General features: G+C 64.7%; 15 protein-coding genes. 5 read left to right on the forward strand and 10 right to left on the reverse strand.

The genetic code is table 11. From position 1 onward, the window contains the following. Nucleotides 1-77: 77 nt before the first annotated feature. The 4 genes from FFS21_RS21815 to prfB all read right to left on the reverse strand — a co-directional run bounded on the left by FFS21_RS21815 (nt 78) and on the right by prfB (nt 4,615). Nucleotides 78-683: a glycine zipper 2TM domain-containing protein gene (locus FFS21_RS21815; protein WP_137926811.1), complete on the reverse strand. Its 606-nt coding sequence runs from the start codon at nt 681-683 to the stop codon at nt 78-80. 345 nt (nt 684-1,028) lie between these two features. Next, complete coding sequence (gene lysS, locus FFS21_RS21820; protein ID WP_137926812.1) at nt 1,029-2,570, reverse strand: lysine--tRNA ligase; 1,542 nt, start codon at nt 2,568-2,570, stop codon at nt 1,029-1,031. Between the two features lie 47 nt (nt 2,571-2,617). Beyond that, entirely contained in the window at nt 2,618-3,388 is a 771-nt protein-coding gene (locus FFS21_RS21825) for an SDR family oxidoreductase (RefSeq protein ID WP_137926813.1), read from the reverse strand. A gap of 122 nt (nt 3,389-3,510) precedes the next feature. Next, a protein-coding gene (gene prfB / locus FFS21_RS21830; RefSeq protein WP_137926814.1) for a peptide chain release factor 2 occupies nt 3,511-4,615 on the reverse strand; the annotation gives its coding sequence in 2 pieces (ribosomal slippage) (nt 3,511-4,533 and nt 4,535-4,615; 1,104 coding nt in all). A gap of 210 nt (nt 4,616-4,825) precedes the next feature. Here prfB and FFS21_RS21835 point away from each other — a divergent pair. Then, a complete protein-coding gene (locus FFS21_RS21835; protein WP_137926815.1) occupies nt 4,826-5,563 on the forward strand; it encodes a M23 family metallopeptidase in 738 nt (245 codons plus the stop codon). A gap of 9 nt (nt 5,564-5,572) precedes the next feature. Here the strand turns inward: FFS21_RS21835 and FFS21_RS21840 are convergent, their stop codons facing one another. The 6 genes from FFS21_RS21840 to FFS21_RS21865 form a co-directional block, all read right to left on the reverse strand. Next, nucleotides 5,573-6,853 (reverse strand): hypothetical protein, encoded by a 1,281-nt coding sequence (locus FFS21_RS21840; RefSeq protein ID WP_137926816.1) that lies wholly within the window; start codon nt 6,851-6,853, stop codon nt 5,573-5,575. Beyond that, entirely contained in the window at nt 6,853-7,671 is an 819-nt protein-coding gene (locus FFS21_RS21845; RefSeq protein ID WP_502705191.1) for an outer membrane lipoprotein-sorting protein, read from the reverse strand. Before FFS21_RS21845 ends, FFS21_RS21840 begins: the two co-directional genes overlap by 1 nt. 145 nt (nt 7,672-7,816) lie before the next feature. Continuing rightward, nucleotides 7,817-9,247 (reverse strand): ABC transporter permease, encoded by a 1,431-nt coding sequence (locus tag FFS21_RS21850; protein WP_137926817.1) that lies wholly within the window; start codon nt 9,245-9,247, stop codon nt 7,817-7,819. Then, nucleotides 9,244-9,948: an ABC transporter ATP-binding protein gene (locus tag FFS21_RS21855; RefSeq protein ID WP_137926818.1), complete on the reverse strand. Its 705-nt coding sequence runs from the start codon at nt 9,946-9,948 to the stop codon at nt 9,244-9,246. Before FFS21_RS21855 ends, FFS21_RS21850 begins: the two co-directional genes overlap by 4 nt. A 122-nt stretch (nt 9,949-10,070) precedes the next feature. Then, a complete protein-coding gene (gene recJ, locus FFS21_RS21860) occupies nt 10,071-11,771 on the reverse strand; it encodes a single-stranded-DNA-specific exonuclease RecJ (RefSeq protein WP_137926819.1) in 1,701 nt (566 codons plus the stop codon). Between the two features lie 23 nt (nt 11,772-11,794). Beyond that, on the reverse strand, nt 11,795-12,919 hold the full coding sequence (locus FFS21_RS21865; protein WP_137926820.1) for a hypothetical protein: 1,125 nt from the start codon (nt 12,917-12,919) through the stop codon (nt 11,795-11,797). Between the two features lie 98 nt (nt 12,920-13,017). Here FFS21_RS21865 and FFS21_RS21870 point away from each other — a divergent pair, with 98 nt between their 5' ends. The 4 genes from FFS21_RS21870 to FFS21_RS21885 all read left to right on the forward strand — a co-directional run. Beyond that, complete coding sequence (locus FFS21_RS21870; RefSeq protein ID WP_137926821.1) at nt 13,018-14,268, forward strand: lipoprotein-releasing ABC transporter permease subunit; 1,251 nt, start codon at nt 13,018-13,020, stop codon at nt 14,266-14,268. Next, nucleotides 14,261-14,998: a lipoprotein-releasing ABC transporter ATP-binding protein LolD gene (lolD, locus tag FFS21_RS21875; protein WP_137926822.1), complete on the forward strand. Its 738-nt coding sequence runs from the start codon at nt 14,261-14,263 to the stop codon at nt 14,996-14,998. Before FFS21_RS21870 ends, lolD begins: the two co-directional genes overlap by 8 nt. Nucleotides 14,999-15,022: 24 nt before the next feature. Next, complete coding sequence (locus tag FFS21_RS21880; RefSeq protein ID WP_137926823.1) at nt 15,023-15,850, forward strand: TatD family hydrolase; 828 nt, start codon at nt 15,023-15,025, stop codon at nt 15,848-15,850. A gap of 122 nt (nt 15,851-15,972) precedes the next feature. Then, nucleotides 15,973-16,782: ComEC/Rec2 family competence protein (locus FFS21_RS21885; RefSeq protein WP_137926824.1), on the forward strand; the 810-nt coding region annotated here is incomplete at its 3' end.

A 16,782-nucleotide genomic window follows, 5' to 3' on the forward strand; every position in this document is an offset into this window, starting at 1 on the left:
TCTGAAGGTTGCCGGAAACAAAAAAGCACGGTTTTAAGCCGTGCTTTTTTGTTTTGGCGGACACGAACGGGAGCAGGTCAACCCCGCACCAACACTCCCTTCTCCATATGCACCCGTTCACCCACTTCCACCCCCGGCGGGTTCTGATAGGTGAACGTGCGGCGTGAGCCGTCGTCCATCTTCACGTTCACGCGGTATGTCTTGTCCGTGTTGAGTTTCTTCTCGGCGTAGTTCCCGCCTACGCCGCCAGCGGCGGCTCCGGCTACCGTGCCGAGGATACGGCCGTTGCCGTTGCCAATCTGGTTGCCAACGAGGCCACCCACAACCGCACCACCCAACGCACCGAGGCCGCTAGTCGGCTTTTCGGCCGCCACGACCTGTACGCCGGTCACGTGGCCGGCGGTGCTGCTGGGACGTGGGGTTGGCTTCGGCTCGACCTGGGCTTGCTGCGCCGTGTCGCGAGCTGGTGGGCGCGTCGTGGAGCCGGCCGGCTGGCTCGGAGCAGTCTGGCTGTATGGCGATGCCGCAGGCTCGGCGGGATTCGGGCTGGCCTTGCCAAACGGCAAGATACCCGTGACGGCGGCCACGGCAGTCAGGCTTGCAATGACTACGGCAATAGCAGCCGTCGCAATCAGCGGATGAAGACGCCGCGGAGACGGCAGGGTAGATTCCGGACCAGACATGGCGACACTCCAGTTCGCTGGCGAGGCAGCGGATACTGAAATTCTGTCCGAATTTGCAGCCTATTTCCGTTGGATTTTGTAAGGAGGTGTAGCGCGAAAATCGCTGAGGAATCAGGAGGTTACGGCGATGTCAGTGGGTGTCTGACAGGGTGGAGGTAACAATTGGAGGGCTAATTCACCGCCGACGTTGTGGCTCCCCTCTCCCACATCGTGGGAGAGGGGCTGGGGGAGAGGGCCAGACTCTCAAGATGCGATCTACGCAGTTTGAACCGCTTCGCCCTCTCCCCCGACCCCTCTCCCGCAAAGCGGGAGAGGGGAGCAATACAAGGCAAACCTGCGCGCGACTTAATCTTCCCGACGCAGATGCGGGAACAGAATCACGTCGCGGATGTTGGGGCTGTCCGTCAGCAGCATGACCAGGCGATCAATACCGATGCCGCAGCCGCCCGTCGGAGGCATGCCGTATTCGAGCGCGCGGATGTAGTCGGCGTCGAAGTACATGGCTTCCTCGTCGCCAGCGTCCTTCTGCTCGACCTGCTTGCGGAAGCGGTCGGCCTGGTCTTCCGGGTCGTTCAGTTCCGAGAAGCCGTTGGCGATCTCGCGGCCCGTGATGAACAGTTCAAAACGTTCGGTGATGCCCGGCTGTGTGTCGGAACCGCGTGCCAGCGGCGAAACTTCCACCGGGTAGTCGACGATGAAGGTCGGCTCCCACAGTTGCGATTCGGCGGTTTCCTCGAACAGCACCAGTTGCAGCGTGCCGATGCCCGCGTTCAGGAACTGCGGCGCATTGACGTTGATCTTGAACTTGTCCTTGAGCTCGGTGCGCAGGAAGACCACGTCGGCCAATTGCGCGTCCGTGTACTCGGGCGCGAACTTCTGGATGGCCTGGCAGATCGTCAGACGATGGAACGGCTTCGACAGGTCGAGCTCACGGCCCTGATAGGTCAGCGTGGCGCTGCCGCGTGCATCGATGGCAGCCTCGCGGATCAGGTTTTCGGTGAAGTCCATCAGCCAGCGGTAGTCCGTGTAGGCCGCGTAGAACTCCATCATCGTGAACTCGGGGTTGTGGCGCGGGCTCACCCCTTCGTTACGGAAATTGCGGTTGATCTCGAACACGCGCTCGAAGCCGCCAACGATCAGTCGCTTCAGATACAGCTCGGGGGCGATACGCATGAACATCTGCATATCCAGCGCGTTGTGGTGCGTGATGAAGGGCTTGGCCGCCGCGCCACCCGGAATCGGGTGCAGCATCGGCGTTTCCACTTCCATGAAGCCGGCGTCCGCCATATGGCGGCGCAGCGACGACATGGCCTTGGTGCGGGCACGGAAGGTCTCACGCGTTTCCGGCGATACGATCAGGTCCACATAACGCTGGCGATACTTCATTTCCTGGTCGGCCAGGCCATAGAAGTCGCCCGGCAGCGGACGCAGGCTCTTGGACAGGAGACGCAATTCCGTTACCGACACCGACAGCTCGCCAGTCTTGGTCTTCATCAGCGTGCCGCGTGCCGCCACGATATCGCCAAGGTCCCATTTCTTGAAGCTGGCGTAAGTCTCTTCGCCCACGGCATCGCGGCTGATGTAGAACTGGATCCGCTCGGTGGAGTCCTGGATCGTGGCAAAGCTCGCCTTGCCCATCACGCGCTTGAGCATCATGCGGCCGGCGATGGACACTTCCACCGCACTGGCTTCCAGCTCGGGTCCTTCGATCGGGTCGTACTGCGCGTGCAGCGGACCCGCCTGATGCGTCGGGCGGAAATCGTTCGGGAAGGCGATGCCCTGCTCACGCAGCGCCTGCAGTTTCTCGCGACGCTCAGCGATGATCTTGTTTTCGTCGACGGCCGGTGCGTCGGTGGGTGTGGCTGGCGTGCGGGTCGGTTCGGTCATGGTGTGAAATTCTGTTGCGCGAGGCAGAGCCCCGCGCGGCATTCGATTCAATAGTTGCGGATGTCGTCGAGTTCGGTCTTGCCGAAATCGGTACGTCCCAGATAGGCCACGATGCGCGCGGCCACATCCTCGGGCGATGCCAACTGGTCGTTGGCCTTGAGGTCCCGGAAGCGTTGCACCTGGGCGAAATCCGCTTCGCGGATCGTCTCCTGCATCCCCGTATCCACCACGCCCGGTGCCAGTGCCACGGCGCGCACCGCACGTTCGTCCGGCAGGCTCGCGTACTCGGTGTTGACCGAGCGGATGAACATGTCCAGGCCCGCCTTGCCGGCGCAGTACGCGCTCCAGCCCGGCACCGGATTGCGCGCGGCGCCCGACGAGATCGCCAGCACGCGGCGCGGGCAGTCGAACCGTGCGGTGTGTTCGATGAACGCCGCAGTCATCGTCATCGGCGTGACCAGGTTGGTCTGCAGATGCGGCACCAGGGTGTTGTCGCGCAACTGGGTGATCGGACCAATCGGTTCCACCACGCCCGCGTTCAGGATCAGCGTGACGCTGGCAGGCACGTCGTCCACCGCATCCAGCACACTGCCGAGCCAGCCTGCGGACGGACCCGGCTGCGACAGATCCTGCAGGTGCCAGGCCACCGGCACGCCGCTGGCCGATGCCGCTGCTTCAAGTTCGGTATTGCGATTGCGGGCGACTGCGATCACGCGGTTGCCCGGTTTGAGCAGCGTACGCACGATGGCGGCACCAAGGCCGCGCGAGGAACCGGTGACGATATAGAGATGGGCGGAGTGGGGCGTTCCGGTGGTCATGACTTGGACCTTGTTGTGTGAAACGGCTTTCGGTAAATGGCTCGGGTTGCTTCGGCCGCCTCGCGGCACGCTCCGGGGAGGGTGCCGCGAGCGGTGGCGGTCTTGCTGTTGCCTGCCGACGCTTACAGGCCCTGCTTCAGGCTGGCCTCGATGAACGGATCGAGATCGCCGTCGAGCACCTTCTGCGTGTTGGACATTTCCACGTTGGTACGGAGGTCCTTGATGCGGCTCTGGTCCAGCACGTACGAGCGGATCTGGTGGCCCCAACCCACATCGGTCTTGCCGGCTTCGAGCTTGTCGGCCTCGGCCTGGCGCTTGCGCATCTCGTGCTCGTACAGGCGCGATTTCAGCATCGACATCGCCTCGGCACGGTTCCGGTGCTGCGAGCGGTCGTTCTGGCACTGCACGACAATGCCGGTCGGGATGTGCGTGATACGCACGGCCGAATCGGTCTTGTTGATGTGCTGGCCGCCGGCGCCCGACGCGCGGTACGTGTCCACGCGCAGGTCTGCCGGGTTGACCTCGACCTCGAACGAGTCATCCACCTCGGGGTAGACGAACACCGACGAGAACGACGTGTGGCGACCGCCCGACGAATCGAACGGCGACTTGCGAACCAGACGGTGCACGCCGGTCTCGGTACGCAGATAGCCGAATGCGTAGTCGCCTTCGATCTTGATCGTGGCGCTCTTGATACCGGCCACGTCGCCTTCGGATTCTTCGAGCACCTCGGCCTTGAAACCCTTGCGCTCGCAGTACTTCAGGTACTGGCGCAGCAGCATCGATGCCCAGTCGCAGGCTTCGGTACCACCCGCCCCGGCCTGGATGTCGATGAACGCATTGGCCTGGTCCATCTCGCCCGAGAACATGCGGCGGAATTCCATGTCCGCGACGATGGCTTCGAAGCCCTGGACATCGGTCTCGATCGATTCGAGCGTGTCGTCGTCGCCTTCCTCGCGTGCCAGCTCGAACAGTTCGTCCGTGCCGCTCAGGTCGTCGGTCAGCTTGCCGAGCGTCTGCACGACAGCTTCGAGCGCCTTCTTTTCCTTGCCCAGGTCCTGGGCACGCTTGGGGTTGTTCCAGACCGCCGGATCTTCCAGCAGCCCGTTGACTTCATCTAGACGGTTTTCTTTGACATCGTAGTCAAAGATACCCCCGTAGATCTTCCGTCCGGGAACGGAGATCGGAGATGGCACCGGAAATGGCGTTAAGGCGTTCTGCTTCCATGAGATTCCTAGAATTCTGCGCTTGCGAAAACGTGGAATTATAGCGGATCGGCGGTGGCCTCCCGGGCCCGGCATGCCCATTTTCGGCCATGTTTCGGTGAACTGTTCGCGTACCGAACGGTCTGTGGTGGGGTAGCGACTGTCTTTCCGCCCGCCTTTGCCTTCACTTGGGCGACAATAGCGGCCACGTCCCGGTTGTTTCTCCCCGAGCATGACCACTTCCACAGCACTCTCCGCAGCACCCCGATCCCAGAATCCCGCCCGGCGTCTGTCCGCGCATCTCGCCGCCGTGTCCTTCGCGGTATGGCTGGCCGCCTGCAGTACCACGCCCAGCGAACCGGCCCCCGAAGGCTATTACCGTGTCGAGCGGGGCGACACGCTGTATTCGATTGCCCGTCGCAACAATCGCTCGGTTGCCGAGCTGGCGCGCTGGAGCAACATCCCGGACAAGAGTCAGATCGAGGTGGGCCAACTGATTCGGATCAAGCCGCCTGCGGGAGCGGGAATCTCCGCTGCCAAGGCGGGAGGTGCCCCGGCAGCGTCCAGCGCACCCGAGAAGCCTGCGGCCTCCGAGCCGCCGTCAAAGCCGCCAGCCACGCCGATCAGTCTCCAGTGGCCGGCCGATGGCCGTGTCACCGGCCGTTATGCGCCGCCATCGGAGAAGGGATTGCGAATCGAGGTGCCGGCTGGCGGCAAGGTTCGCGCCGCCGCCTCCGGCTGGGCCATTCACGTCGGCACGCTGCGCGGCTACGGCCAGCTTGTGATCGTCAAGCACAACGACGACTGGCTGACCGTCTATGGCAACCTGGACAAGACGCTGGTCAAGGAGGGCTCACGTGTGGCATCAGGCCAGGAACTGGGCAGCATGAACAACGCCAGCGAACTGCATTTCGAAGTGCGTGGCAGCGGCAAGCCGGTCAACCCGGCCAGCTACCTGCCGTCGCGATAGCGCCGAGACCTAGAAGTACAGCGCGGTCAGCAGCATCAGCGACTGGCGCACCGGCAGGCTGCCATAACTGGTGTCCCGCGCGCCGGCATTGCGCTGCCATTGCAGGGCAATATCCCATCCCGGCAGGCGGTAGCGCCACTCGATCCAGAACATATTGCTGCGATCGACCAGATCCAGGCGGGCCATGGCGTTCAGGTCGAGGCCGGGTGTCATGGCGTCACGCCAGCTTACGTAAAGAAACGCGCCCGAGCGCGTAGCCAGCTCCTGCGAATCGGCCAGGAACTGGCGGTATCCCATCTGTGCCGCAGGCGGCAGTCGCCAGAACTGCCGCCACTGCGTGGCATCCGGCGCGGCGCCGTCATATTGGTACTCGGCTGTCGCAGTGACCTTGCCGCCGATCGTCCAGGTTCCCCCTGTGGAGAGCCGTTGCCGGAAGGCGGTGTCGGGTGGCAGTCCCAACGCCTCGTTCAACTGTGACCGGTCTCGTCCGCCCGACCATTCCGCGTAGGCGGTCACCGCATCGCTGGCCAGCACGCTGAGATTGACACCCACCTGAGGCGACTGTCCCTGTCCGCCCTGCAGCAACAACTGAGGCTGGATGCGGTCGGAAAGCCGAGCCGACGCGCCCAGCAGGTAGCGATGACGGCGGTTCGTGGCCCCGAGATCTGGGCTGAACGATGCCTGACTGGGGGTGCTGGCGAGCTTGGGCGAATAGAGCGCGAAGGCTGCGCCGCCATTCCAAAGCCATTGGCTGCGCGCGACGATGCTGCCCTGGCGGTTCTGGCGCAGACTGTCGGGCGCCACCGATGGCACGGCGCGCACCGCCCCATCGTTGAACCAGTCGGTGGGGTTGTATCCTATCGCCACGCCCTGGCGGACATTGATCCGTCCCAGTTCCACGCTCGCGTGCGAGGTGGGCTGCCACGCGAGATAGCCTTCCTTCCATGTGTTGATTACACGCTGGCCGCTGGCGTTGGCGCGTGAGAAATCGTCGATCCGATCGCGAAACACCAGACGCAGTGCGGGCGTGACGCGATAGTCGAGTGCCATGTCGAGCGCCCCGCGCGCCACGGCGTACGCGGACGTATCCCGCTCGGACTCCATGCCGGCAGCGGCTTCCACCGTCAGTTGCCAGGGCTTCTCGTGCGTGTGGCTATCGGTGGTGTCATCGGCGAGCATCAATGCAGCGAGGTCGTCCTCCGGCATCAGGCCCGTGTCGGTCTCGGCCAGGGCCAGCGATGCCGTGGAGGCCGCCAGCCACATGCAGGTGTGCAGGATGCGGCGGCGCATCAGCGATCGGAAGGGGCAGGGCCGGCCGCCTCCGGCTTGAATTGCGGCAGGTAGTCGCGCTGCAGCCATGCCGCCGGAATCGCGCGCTCCACGAAGTTGCTGTAGCGCATGACGGTGATCCAGCCCGGCTCCAGCGCGTCGATGATGACCTGCTCCGTGGGGCGAAGGCCGCCAAGCTGGTGCTGGTAGCGCCGGTAGTAGACGGTCTTTAGCAAGCGCCCGCTGTCTGCGTGGAACTGCGCCTTGATGGGATGGTTGTTGCCGGCGTCGAGCCATAGCCGAACGTGGTGGTACGTGGCCTCGCTGGTTCGGGCCCCAAGATGCAGCCGCACGCTCTTGCGCGTCTTGCGGTCGCCGTCCTGCACCGACTCGTTAGCCTCGAACCGCGCCGTGTAGTCGGCCGCGAAGTTGGCGGAGATGACGTCGCCGTTCGACGCCTGTCCCAACAGGCGCTGCTGCGGCGAAATGCGGATGCTGGCCTGGCTGGCGGGGTCATAGAACCACAGGTCCTTCCCGCTTTTCAGCGTGAGCTTGCCGACCTCCCGGGCCGGCGCCACGTAGCGGACGAGGCTCCGATACTGAGCGCGCGCCTCGTCGAGATGGGAATAGACGGTGACCGTGGCGCTGTCGCTTTGCTTGCCTTTGCGGTATTCCACCAGCGTGGTCGTCAGCGAGAACGAGGTGGAAGGATTACGCACCCGGTCGCTGGCTTCGAGCAGGCGCTGGGCGGACGAGGATGGCGACTTGGCCTTGCCGGACGCAGTGCCGCTGGCGGCGGCGTTCCCGCTTGCGGCCACCCAGGCCAGCGGCAGCAAGATGGCAACGGCGACGGGCAGCCAGCGCCGACGATGTGAAGCGGGACGGGGCAGGGATGGATGCATGGCAGGCGGGGCAGGCAGGGCAGTCGGGAAAGGGGCCGCTGTCGGACCCGACAGCGGCAAGGCATCGACTCGGTGATGGCGTTCAGACATGGCGCAGGGCATCCACGACATTCATCCGCGAGGCACGGCGTGACGGCAGCCAGGCCGAAGCCATCGACAGCACAACAATGCCGACACTGCTGAGCACCACTAACTCCGGGGCATTCCAGAAGCGCGCGGTGACCGGAATCTCGATCGCCATGCCGGGCGGCGACCACGGGATACCGCTGCGCTCCAGCAGCAGGGCAATGCCCAGCGCCAGGATCGCGCCCAGCACCCAGCCCGTCATGCCGAGCAATCCGCCTTCGGCGACGAACATCCGCAACACGCCGGGGCGCTGGATGCCGATGGCGCGCAACGTGCCGATTTCCACGGTGCGCTCCATGATGGCCATGCTCATGGTGTTGCTGACCGTGAACAGCACAATGACGGCCATCAACGTGGCAACGAATACGAACAGCGCAACCACCATGTCGATGGTCTGGCGGTAGGGTGGATTGAGTTCGAAGACATCGCGGATTTCCAGTCCCGCGTCACGCAACGGCCCGGCCAGCAACTGCTCAAGCCGTTCGCGCGCGGCGTCGATCTGCGCGGTGTGCTGGAACTGCATGACGAGTGTGGTGACCTTCGGGTCGCCCTGGCCGAACACCAGTTTCTGGGCCTGCGCGAGGTGCATGCCGACGAAGCTGTCGTCTGCCGCCTGCATGCCTTGCTTGACCGCACGCGCCACACCCAGGCGGGCGATGTTCGGCGCGCTGCCGGTGCTGGCCGTCAGTACGTCAAGTTGCGCAGCGCTGCTGGCGGATGCCGACGCGCCAGGCGCCATGGCTGCGTCGTGGGTTGTGTCTTGTGCCGCGTCGCCGGCAGACAGCGCGGCAAGTTCATCCGGCGTGTCCGCGGCGCTGTCGTCGCGTTCAACGGGCGGTGGCTCCGGACACCCGGCCACGCCGAGTGCATCGCACATCTGCAGGATGCGGGCGACGCCCATGCCGATCAGCGCTGCATCGGGAGCCGTGTTGTCGAGTCCGTTCGGCGACGCAGGAATGGGCACGTCATAGCTGTTCCATTCGAGCAGGCGCCCGAGGTCCTTCGCCACCACGCCCTGAACCGCTACGGGAATGGACGTTGCATGGCCGGCATTTGCACCAATGCCGCCAAACTGCAGCATCGGCGTGGCCACGGTCAGCATCGGCGCCAGCACGGGGTCGTCGCGCAGCAGTTGCAGGATGTCGTCGCTACGGGAAATGCCATAGGCGGCCGGGTTGCCGCGTCCGAAATCGTTGTAGCCGGCTTTCACCAGTTGCAGGTGCCCGGTGTGCTGCACGTAGATGGTCTGCAGGCCGAAGGTGATGTCGCGTGCGTAGCCGCCCAGCAACAGGATGGCCATCGTACCGATGACCAACGCCAGCAACGTGATCAATGAGCGGCGGCCATTGCGGCGCAGGTTGCGTGCCGCCAGTACAAATGCATTCATGGCGCGACCCCGGCGGCTGCCACCGGTTCGGCGGCGTCGAGGCGGCCGTCCCGCAATCGGATCAGGTCGTCGGCGTGCGAGATCACCATCGGATCGTGCGAGGAAAAGACGAAGGTGGTGCGATGCGTGCGCTGGAGCGTGCGCATCAATTTCAGAATGTCGAGGGCGGTATGGGTGTCGAGGCTGGCAGTGGGTTCGTCGGCCAGCACCAGTTCCGGGGCGTGGATCAGGGCACGGGCAATGGCCACGCGCTGGCATTGCCCGCCTGAGAGCTGGTTCGGACGGTGACGCCCCTTGGTGCCAAGGCCCACGGCTTCGAGCATGTCGCGCACGCGCCAGCGTCGCTCGGCGGCAGGGACGCCTCGCACGAGCAGCGGATACTCAATGTTTTCCGATGCCGTCAGCACCGGCAGCAGGTTGAAATTCTGAAAGATGAAGCCGATATGGCGGGCGCGGAAGTCTGTCAGGGCAGAGTCGGACCAGTCACCGACCGGCTTGCCGCCGATGCGGACCCGACCGGCGTCAGGCCGGTCGATGCATCCAATCAGATTCAGCAGCGTGCTCTTGCCGCTCCCGGATGGCCCTGCGAGTACGGTGAAGCGTTGCGCGCCAATACGGAGTGATACATCCGATAGGGCGGCCACGCGTTCGACGCCCAGGGCGTATTGCCGGCTGACATTGGAAAGGGTGACTGCATCCATTCAGTATCTCCGTAGAACTTACCGGGGACGGGTAAGTCAGGGACTGAAATGTATGGAGTGCGAACTTTCCGATAAATCGGAGAAAACTGAAACTTGAGCGCCGGCCAGCAGGAATGCGCAAACTATTGCGCGTGTTCAACGATAAGCTGTACGCGTGTTGCGCCGTTGAACGTGTTGTTGTCGAGCCGGTAGGCCACCAATGCGCTGGCGCCATCCAGCGCGTCGGCGTGGTTGAACCAGATGGCATCGAAGCGCTGGCTGCCGCGTCCGAGCTGGAGTTTGAGGTGCTTTCCCTTCAGTACGGTCTGGCGCAGCACATCGAATTCTCCCGAGAACGTGGGCGGCGGAAAGCCCTGGCCCCAGACATGGCCTTCGAGCATCGTCACGAATTCCGGGGAGAAGCAGCCGTCCTCGATATCGCCATCGGTTTCGATCACGCGCGCGAGTTGTTCCGCATTCAGCCATTCGCTTCCCACCTTTTCGAAGGCGTCGACGAAGGTTTGGAAGTCCTCGACACGCACGGTCAGACCCGCAGCCATGGCATGTCCGCCAAATTTCACCAACAGGCCAGGATGGCGCTTGGATACCAGGTCCAGTGCGTCGCGCAAATGGAATCCCGGGATCGAGCGTCCGGAACCCTTGATGTGTTCTTCGTCGCCGGGCGCGAAGGTGATGGTCGGGCGGTGGAATTTTTCCTTGAGCCGTGAGGCGACGATGCCGATTACACCCTGGTGCCACGTGTCGTGGAAGACGCTTACCGTGAAGCGCGAGGCCGGGTCCAGGCCGGCAATCGGTTGTTCCAGGATCTGCAGCGCCTCCTGTTGCATGCCGGCCTCGATATCGCGCCGCTCCCGGTTCATGCCGTCCAGTTCCTGGGCGATTTCCCAGGCGCGGTTCGCGTCGTCGGTCAGCAGGCATTCAATGCCGAGCGACATATCCGCCAGTCGCCCGGCCGCGTTCAGGCGCGGGCCCAGGCCAAATCCGAGGTCAAAGGTGTTGGCACGCGACGCCTCGCGTCCGGCTGCCCGGAACAGCGCGGCCACGCCGGGGTGCATGCGGCCAGCGCGCATGCGCTTCAGGCCCTGTGCTACCAGGATGCGGTTGTTGGTGTCCAGCTTGACCACGTCGGCCACCGTGCCCAGCGCGACGAGATCGAGCAGGGTTTGCAGCGGCGGCTGCGTTTCTTTCGTATAGATGCCACGTTGGCGCTGTTCCGCGCGCAACGCGAGCAACACGTAGAACATCACGCCCACGCCAGCCAGGTTCTTGCTTGGGAATTCGCAGCCCGGCTGGTTTGGATTGACGATCACGGCGGCCTCGGGCAACACCGCGCCGGGCAGGTGATGGTCGGTCACCACCACGTCGATGCCGCGCGCATTGGCGGCGGCCACGCCATCGACACTGGCAATGCCGTTGTCGACCGTGACGATCACGTCAGGTTGCTGCCGCGCAGCCAGTTCGACGATTTCGGGCGTCAGGCCATACCCGTACTCGAAGCGGTTCGGCACGATGAAATCGACGCGCGCCCCCAGCATCCGCAATCCGCGTACGCCCACGGCGCAGGCTGTAGCGCCGTCGCAGTCGTAGTCGGCCACGATCAGCAGCTTGCGGTTGGCGGCGATGGCATCGGCCAGGTATTTCGCCGCGTGGTCGATGCCTTTCATCTGCGAGGGCGGCACCAGTTCCGGCAGGTCGGTGGCCAGTTCGGACGGGTGCAGCACCCCCCGTGCGGCCAGGATGCGCGCCAGGGTAGGGTGGAGTCCCGCAGCGGACAGCGTACCGGCGTGTTCGGGAGAGTGGGAGCGGACGGCGATCCGGGTCATAGATATAGACGCTTGGAGACAGGTCAGGCCGCCATGGCCAGGTTGGAGAGCAGTGCGCGCCAGTCGCCTCGCGCGCCAAGGCCCCGCCAGAACTTGCGCAGGTCGGCGCGCGTGACGGTGAATTCGGCAAAATGGTTCTCGCCGCCGAGCACGAAGGTCGCAGACTGGATTTGCCCGGCCGTCAGCGCATCCAGCACAGGCTGGAACCACTCGGCGTCGAGTGCGTGCATCCGTTCGAGCCAGAGGCTCCAGTCGGCGGCGATATGCGCCTCGGTCGCACTATCGAGCAGGGTCAGGACGCTGTCGGCCTGCCCATCGCTCGTCCCGAGGTCCGCAAAACGTGCCGGCTGCGGACCAACCTGACTGCCGCCCGCCAAGGCGAGTCCGATCAGATACGGATCGTCCGACAGCACCGTATTGGCCAGCTTGCGGACGGTCTGGACGCGGCCGCCGCCGTGCAGCCAGACCGAATTGACCGGCAGGCGGCCTTCGGCTTCCCGGGCCTCGTTGACGGGGTGGCCGTGCCACGTCATCTGGATCTCGTTCTGGAAGCGCCGCCAGTCGCGCGCGCGCGCGCCGGCCTGCATCCAGATGTCGATATTGCGGCCCGTCGCGCGCACTGGCGTGGTGGCCAGGAGTTCGCCGAACGTATTTTCCGGCACATACCACCGGGCCGGTTGGGGCGCGTCCAGACGGATGCCGGCTTCGTCCAGCAAGTCGGCCACTGCGGCGCGCAGCGCCTCGGCTTCCTCGGCACGGATCTCGATCTGGTCCGGATGCAGCAGTACCAGGTGATCGCGGGCGGCATGGATGTGGACTGGCTGCAGGCACGCCCATCCGGCGCCTTCCTCGGCTTCCGAAGGCAGCCCGGCCGCAGCCCGGTCAGCCAGCCGCATATAGGGTGCCGTGGCCACCTGCGCGGCGTCCAGGCCGGCGCGGGCGGCCAGCCAGCGTTCCTGGGGCAGCGATCGCAGGTAGGGATCGTCGTGGGTTTCGCGGGGTCCCGGCGTGGCGCGCGTCAGCAACTTTCCGAGCGCGGGCAACTCCAACTGGCGCAGCAGCGCGCCGGGGACGACATCGTCCGTGGCGTCGTCGCCAGCACCTGGCGGGACGGAAAAGGGCACAATCAGGGTCAGGTGCGTCGTCATCGTGGGCGAGATTGTAAACTCCCGGCTGGCAGGCGCCAGTTTTCCGTCACCCAAGGTAGACTGCCGCCGGACGCATTTCCAGAACTACAGGACTTCCCTTGAAATTTCCTTACGAGTGGCAGATCGGCTGGCGGTACACCCGCGCGAGCAAGCGCGCCAGCCGCAACACATTCATTTCGTTCATTTCGATGATTTCCATGCTCGGCATCGCGCTGGGCGTTGCAGCCCTGATTGTGGTGCTGTCGGTGATGAACGGCTTCCAGAAGGAAGTGCGCGACCGCATGCTGTCGGTCCTCGCACATATCGAAGTCATTGGCGCCGGGCCGCTCCAGGACTGGCAGAAGACCGCTGGCGAGGCCGAGCGCAACAAGGAAGTGATCGGGGCCGCGCCCTACGTGGCGGCGCAGGCCATGCTGACGCGCGACGATGCGGTGCGCGGCGTGCTGCTGCGCGGCGTGGACCCGGCCCAGGAGCCCAAGGTATCCGACATCGGTAGCCAGTTCCGCGCAGGCAGCATGAATGCACTGGTGCCAGGCGGCTTCGACATCGCCCTGGGCAGCGAGTTGGCCAACGCACTGGGTGTGCGCGTGGGCGACAAGGTCACGCTGGTGGCGCCGCAGGGCACCATCACACCGGCCGGCATCCTGCCCCGGCTCAAGCAGTTCACGGTGGCCGGCATCTTCTCGTCGGGCCACTATGAGTTCGACAGCGCGCTGGCGCTCATCAACATGCAGGACGCCGAGGTGCTGTTCCGCCAGAACGGCCCGTCCGGCGTGCGGCTCAAGCTCAAGGACATGCAACAGGCGCCGCAGGTGGCGCAGGAGTTGGCGGGCACGATGTCCGGCGACCTCTATCTGCGCGACTGGTCGAAGCAGAACCGCAACTGGTTCGCCGCCGTGCAGACCGAGAAGCGCATGATGTTCATCATCCTGACGCTGATCATTGCGGTGGCCGCCTTCAACCTCGTCTCGACGCTGGTGATGACGGTGACCGACAAGCAGGCCGATATCGCCATCCTCCGAACGATGGGCGCCCAGCCGCGTTCCATCATGAAGATCTTCATCGTGCAGGGTGTGGCCATCGGCTTTATCGGCACCTTGCTCGGCGTGCTGGGCGGCACGCTGATCGCTACGAACATCGACGTGATCGTGCCGTTCATCGAACGCATCCTGCACGTGCAGTTCTTGCCCAAGGACATCTATTTCATCAGCGAACTGCCTTCGGACCCCCGCGTGAACGACATCACCACCATCGGTATCATTTCCTTCGTGCTGGCTACGCTGGCGACGATTTATCCGAGCTGGCGTGCTGCCCGCGTCAACCCGGCGGAGGCGCTGCGCTATGAATGATTCGACATTGCTCCAGGATGTCTCGACGGTGGTGCCCGCAACGCGTACCGGTGCCCCGGTGCTGGTGGCCGAGGGCCTGACCAAGCGGTTCCGGCAAGGCGGACTCGATGTGGAGGTACTGCGCGGCGTGGACCTGCGCGTGAATGCCGGTGAAAAGGTGGCGATCGTCGGCGCCTCGGGTTCGGGCAAGTCGACACTGCTCCATGTGCTGGGCGGACTCGATGATCCGGACTCGGGTCGCGTGGCACTGCTCGGCAAACCATTCACGGCGCTGCGCGAGAAAGAGCGCAACATCGTGCGCAACCGCTCGCTCGGCTTCGTCTACCAGTTCCATCATCTGTTGCCCGAGTTCACTGCGCTCGATAACGTGGGAATGCCGATGCGCATCCGTGGTCTGAACGAGGCCCAGTCTCGCGAGGCCGCGCAGGCGATGCTCGATCGCGTGGGACTCGGCGGTCGCTCGAAGCACCGTCCCGGCGAACTGTCTGGCGGCGAGCGCCAGCGCGTGGCCGTTGCGCGTGCGCTGGTAGGCCAGCCAGCGTGTGTGCTGGCCGACGAACCCACCGGCAACCTCGATGACCATACGGCAGGCGGTGTCTACGACCTGATGCTCGAACTCTCGCGCACGCTGGGTACGAGCTTCGTGATCGTCACGCACGACATGGACCTGGCCGGCCGTTGCGATCGGATCTTCCGGTTGCGCGACGGACATCTGCACGTCGAACGCTAATCTGTACTTCAAAAGCAACGCTCCATGTGGATCGACACCCATTGCCACCTCGACGCCCGCGAGTTCGATGCCGATCGCGGCGGCGTGACGGCAGCCGCGGTAGCGGCGGGTGTGACCGGCATCGTGCTGCCGGCCGTGGCGGTGTCCAATTTCGAGGCGGTGCGCGGGCTGGCCCATGCCGATCCGCACTGTGTCTATGCGCTCGGCATTCATCCGCTCTGCACGCCCGGCGCCGGCCAGGCCGATCTCGACGCGCTGCGCCAGCAGGTAGCGGCATCGATCGATGATCCGCGCCTCGTCGCCATCGGCGAGATCGGGCTGGATTTTTTCGTGCCCGGCCTCGATGCCGCGCACCAGACCTGGCTCTATACGGAGCAGCTCAAGATCGCGCGCGAGTTCGATCTGCCTGTGTTGCTGCACGTTCGCAAATCCCAGGATCAGGTCTATGCCCAGTTGCGGCGCGTGGGCGTGAAGCAGGGCATCGCACATGCGTTCAACGGTAGCAACGAGCAGGCGCGTCGCTACGTGGAGCACGGGATGAAGCTGGGCTTCGGCGGCAACGTCACCTTCTCGCGCGCCAAGCAGATACGGCGGCTGGCCACCGAACTGCCCATCGAGGCAATCGTGCTCGAAACCGACGCGCCCGATATCGCACCGGCATGGCTCTCGGACGACCAGTTCGGCGAGCAACACAAGGCGCGCAACACCCCCGGCGAGGTGGCTGGCGTGGCGCGCGTGATGGCGGAACTGCGCGGCCTTGGCGAGCCCGAACTCGCCGCCATCATGTGGCGCAATGCCGTGGCAGCACTGCCACGGCTGGCCGCCTTCGCGGACATCATGGCCCCGCGTTGAGCGCGGTCAATCCTTCCTCAGAGTTCACACTTCTGGCGCATCGCCACAACATTCGGACACGTTTTTCCTGATCGCCGCGCGGTACAACTACGCCTGTCGTCAACGCAAGCGAAGGAGGCCGGATGCGCGTGATGCTGCTGGCCTTCGTGGCGGGCTGCTGGCTGCTGCAGCAACAGGGGAGCCTGCCGGGCCATGGGTGGCTGCTTGCTTCTGGTTCGATGGCTGTTGGTGTGTGCTGGACGGCGGGACGCTTACGCGTGCCGTGGCAGGGGCGGGTGCGATGGGCAGCCGGGATAGTACTCGCTGTGTTGGCTGGTTTTTACTGGGCCGCGTGGCGGGCCGAAGTCCGCCTCGATCCATGGCTGGATCCGGCGCTGGCGGGGCGGGATCTCGAGGTTGTGGGTATCGTGGCAGGGCTGCCGGACGCGGCGCCTCATGGTACGCGTTTCGTGTTCTTCCCATCGGCATGGGAAGGACAGGGCGACGATTCAATTCCGGCGGAACGACTGATGCTGACGTGGCGCTCACCGCCCGAGGGTTTGGAGCCGGGGCAGCGTTATCGGTTGAACGTGCGACTACGCCGGCCGCGTGGATTGGCTAATCCTCATGGGTTCGATTACGGCTACTGGCTGCTGTCGCAGGGTGTCGACGCAACGGGGTACGTGCGCAGCGGTCAACTGGTGAGGATGGGGGAGGATGGGCGCCTGCCATTGACGGTACGCATTGCCAGTTGGCGCGCAGGGTTGCGCGATCATATCCGGCAGGCGATGCCAGCCGACGCGCGCTTCGGTGCGGTGCTGGTGGCGCTGGTGATCGGAGATCAGCGCGGTATTGGGCAGGAAGATTGGGATGTGTTCCGGCGCACGGGGATTTCCCATCTGGTGAGCATCTCGGGACTCCATATCACTATGCTGTCGGGGATGGTCGGGGCA

It is taken from the genome of Cupriavidus sp. 2SB, from assembly GCF_005503625.1.
GTDB lineage: Bacteria > Pseudomonadota > Gammaproteobacteria > Burkholderiales > Burkholderiaceae > Cupriavidus.

Bases quoted from the DNA above. Each gene is read 5' to 3' on its own strand.
- FFS21_RS21840 (WP_137926816.1), bottom strand. From the start codon at position 6,853: ATGCGCCGCCGCATCCTGCACACCTGCATGTGGCTGGCGGCCTCCACG.
- FFS21_RS21835 (WP_137926815.1), top strand. From the start codon at position 4,826: ATGACCACTTCCACAGCACTCTCCGCAGCACCCCGATCCCAGAATCCC.
- FFS21_RS21825 (WP_137926813.1), bottom strand. From the start codon at position 3,388: ATGACCACCGGAACGCCCCACTCCGCCCATCTCTATATCGTCACCGGT.
- FFS21_RS21855 (WP_137926818.1), bottom strand. From the start codon at position 9,948: ATGGATGCAGTCACCCTTTCCAATGTCAGCCGGCAATACGCCCTGGGC.
- recJ (WP_137926819.1), bottom strand. From the start codon at position 11,771: ATGACCCGGATCGCCGTCCGCTCCCACTCTCCCGAACACGCCGGTACG.
- FFS21_RS21815 (WP_137926811.1), bottom strand. From the start codon at position 683: ATGTCTGGTCCGGAATCTACCCTGCCGTCTCCGCGGCGTCTTCATCCG.
- lysS (WP_137926812.1), bottom strand. From the start codon at position 2,570: ATGACCGAACCGACCCGCACGCCAGCCACACCCACCGACGCACCGGCC.
- FFS21_RS21880 (WP_137926823.1), top strand. From the start codon at position 15,023: ATGTGGATCGACACCCATTGCCACCTCGACGCCCGCGAGTTCGATGCC.
- FFS21_RS21850 (WP_137926817.1), bottom strand. From the start codon at position 9,247: ATGAATGCATTTGTACTGGCGGCACGCAACCTGCGCCGCAATGGCCGC.
- FFS21_RS21865 (WP_137926820.1), bottom strand. From the start codon at position 12,919: ATGACGACGCACCTGACCCTGATTGTGCCCTTTTCCGTCCCGCCAGGT.
- lolD (WP_137926822.1), top strand. From the start codon at position 14,261: ATGAATGATTCGACATTGCTCCAGGATGTCTCGACGGTGGTGCCCGCA.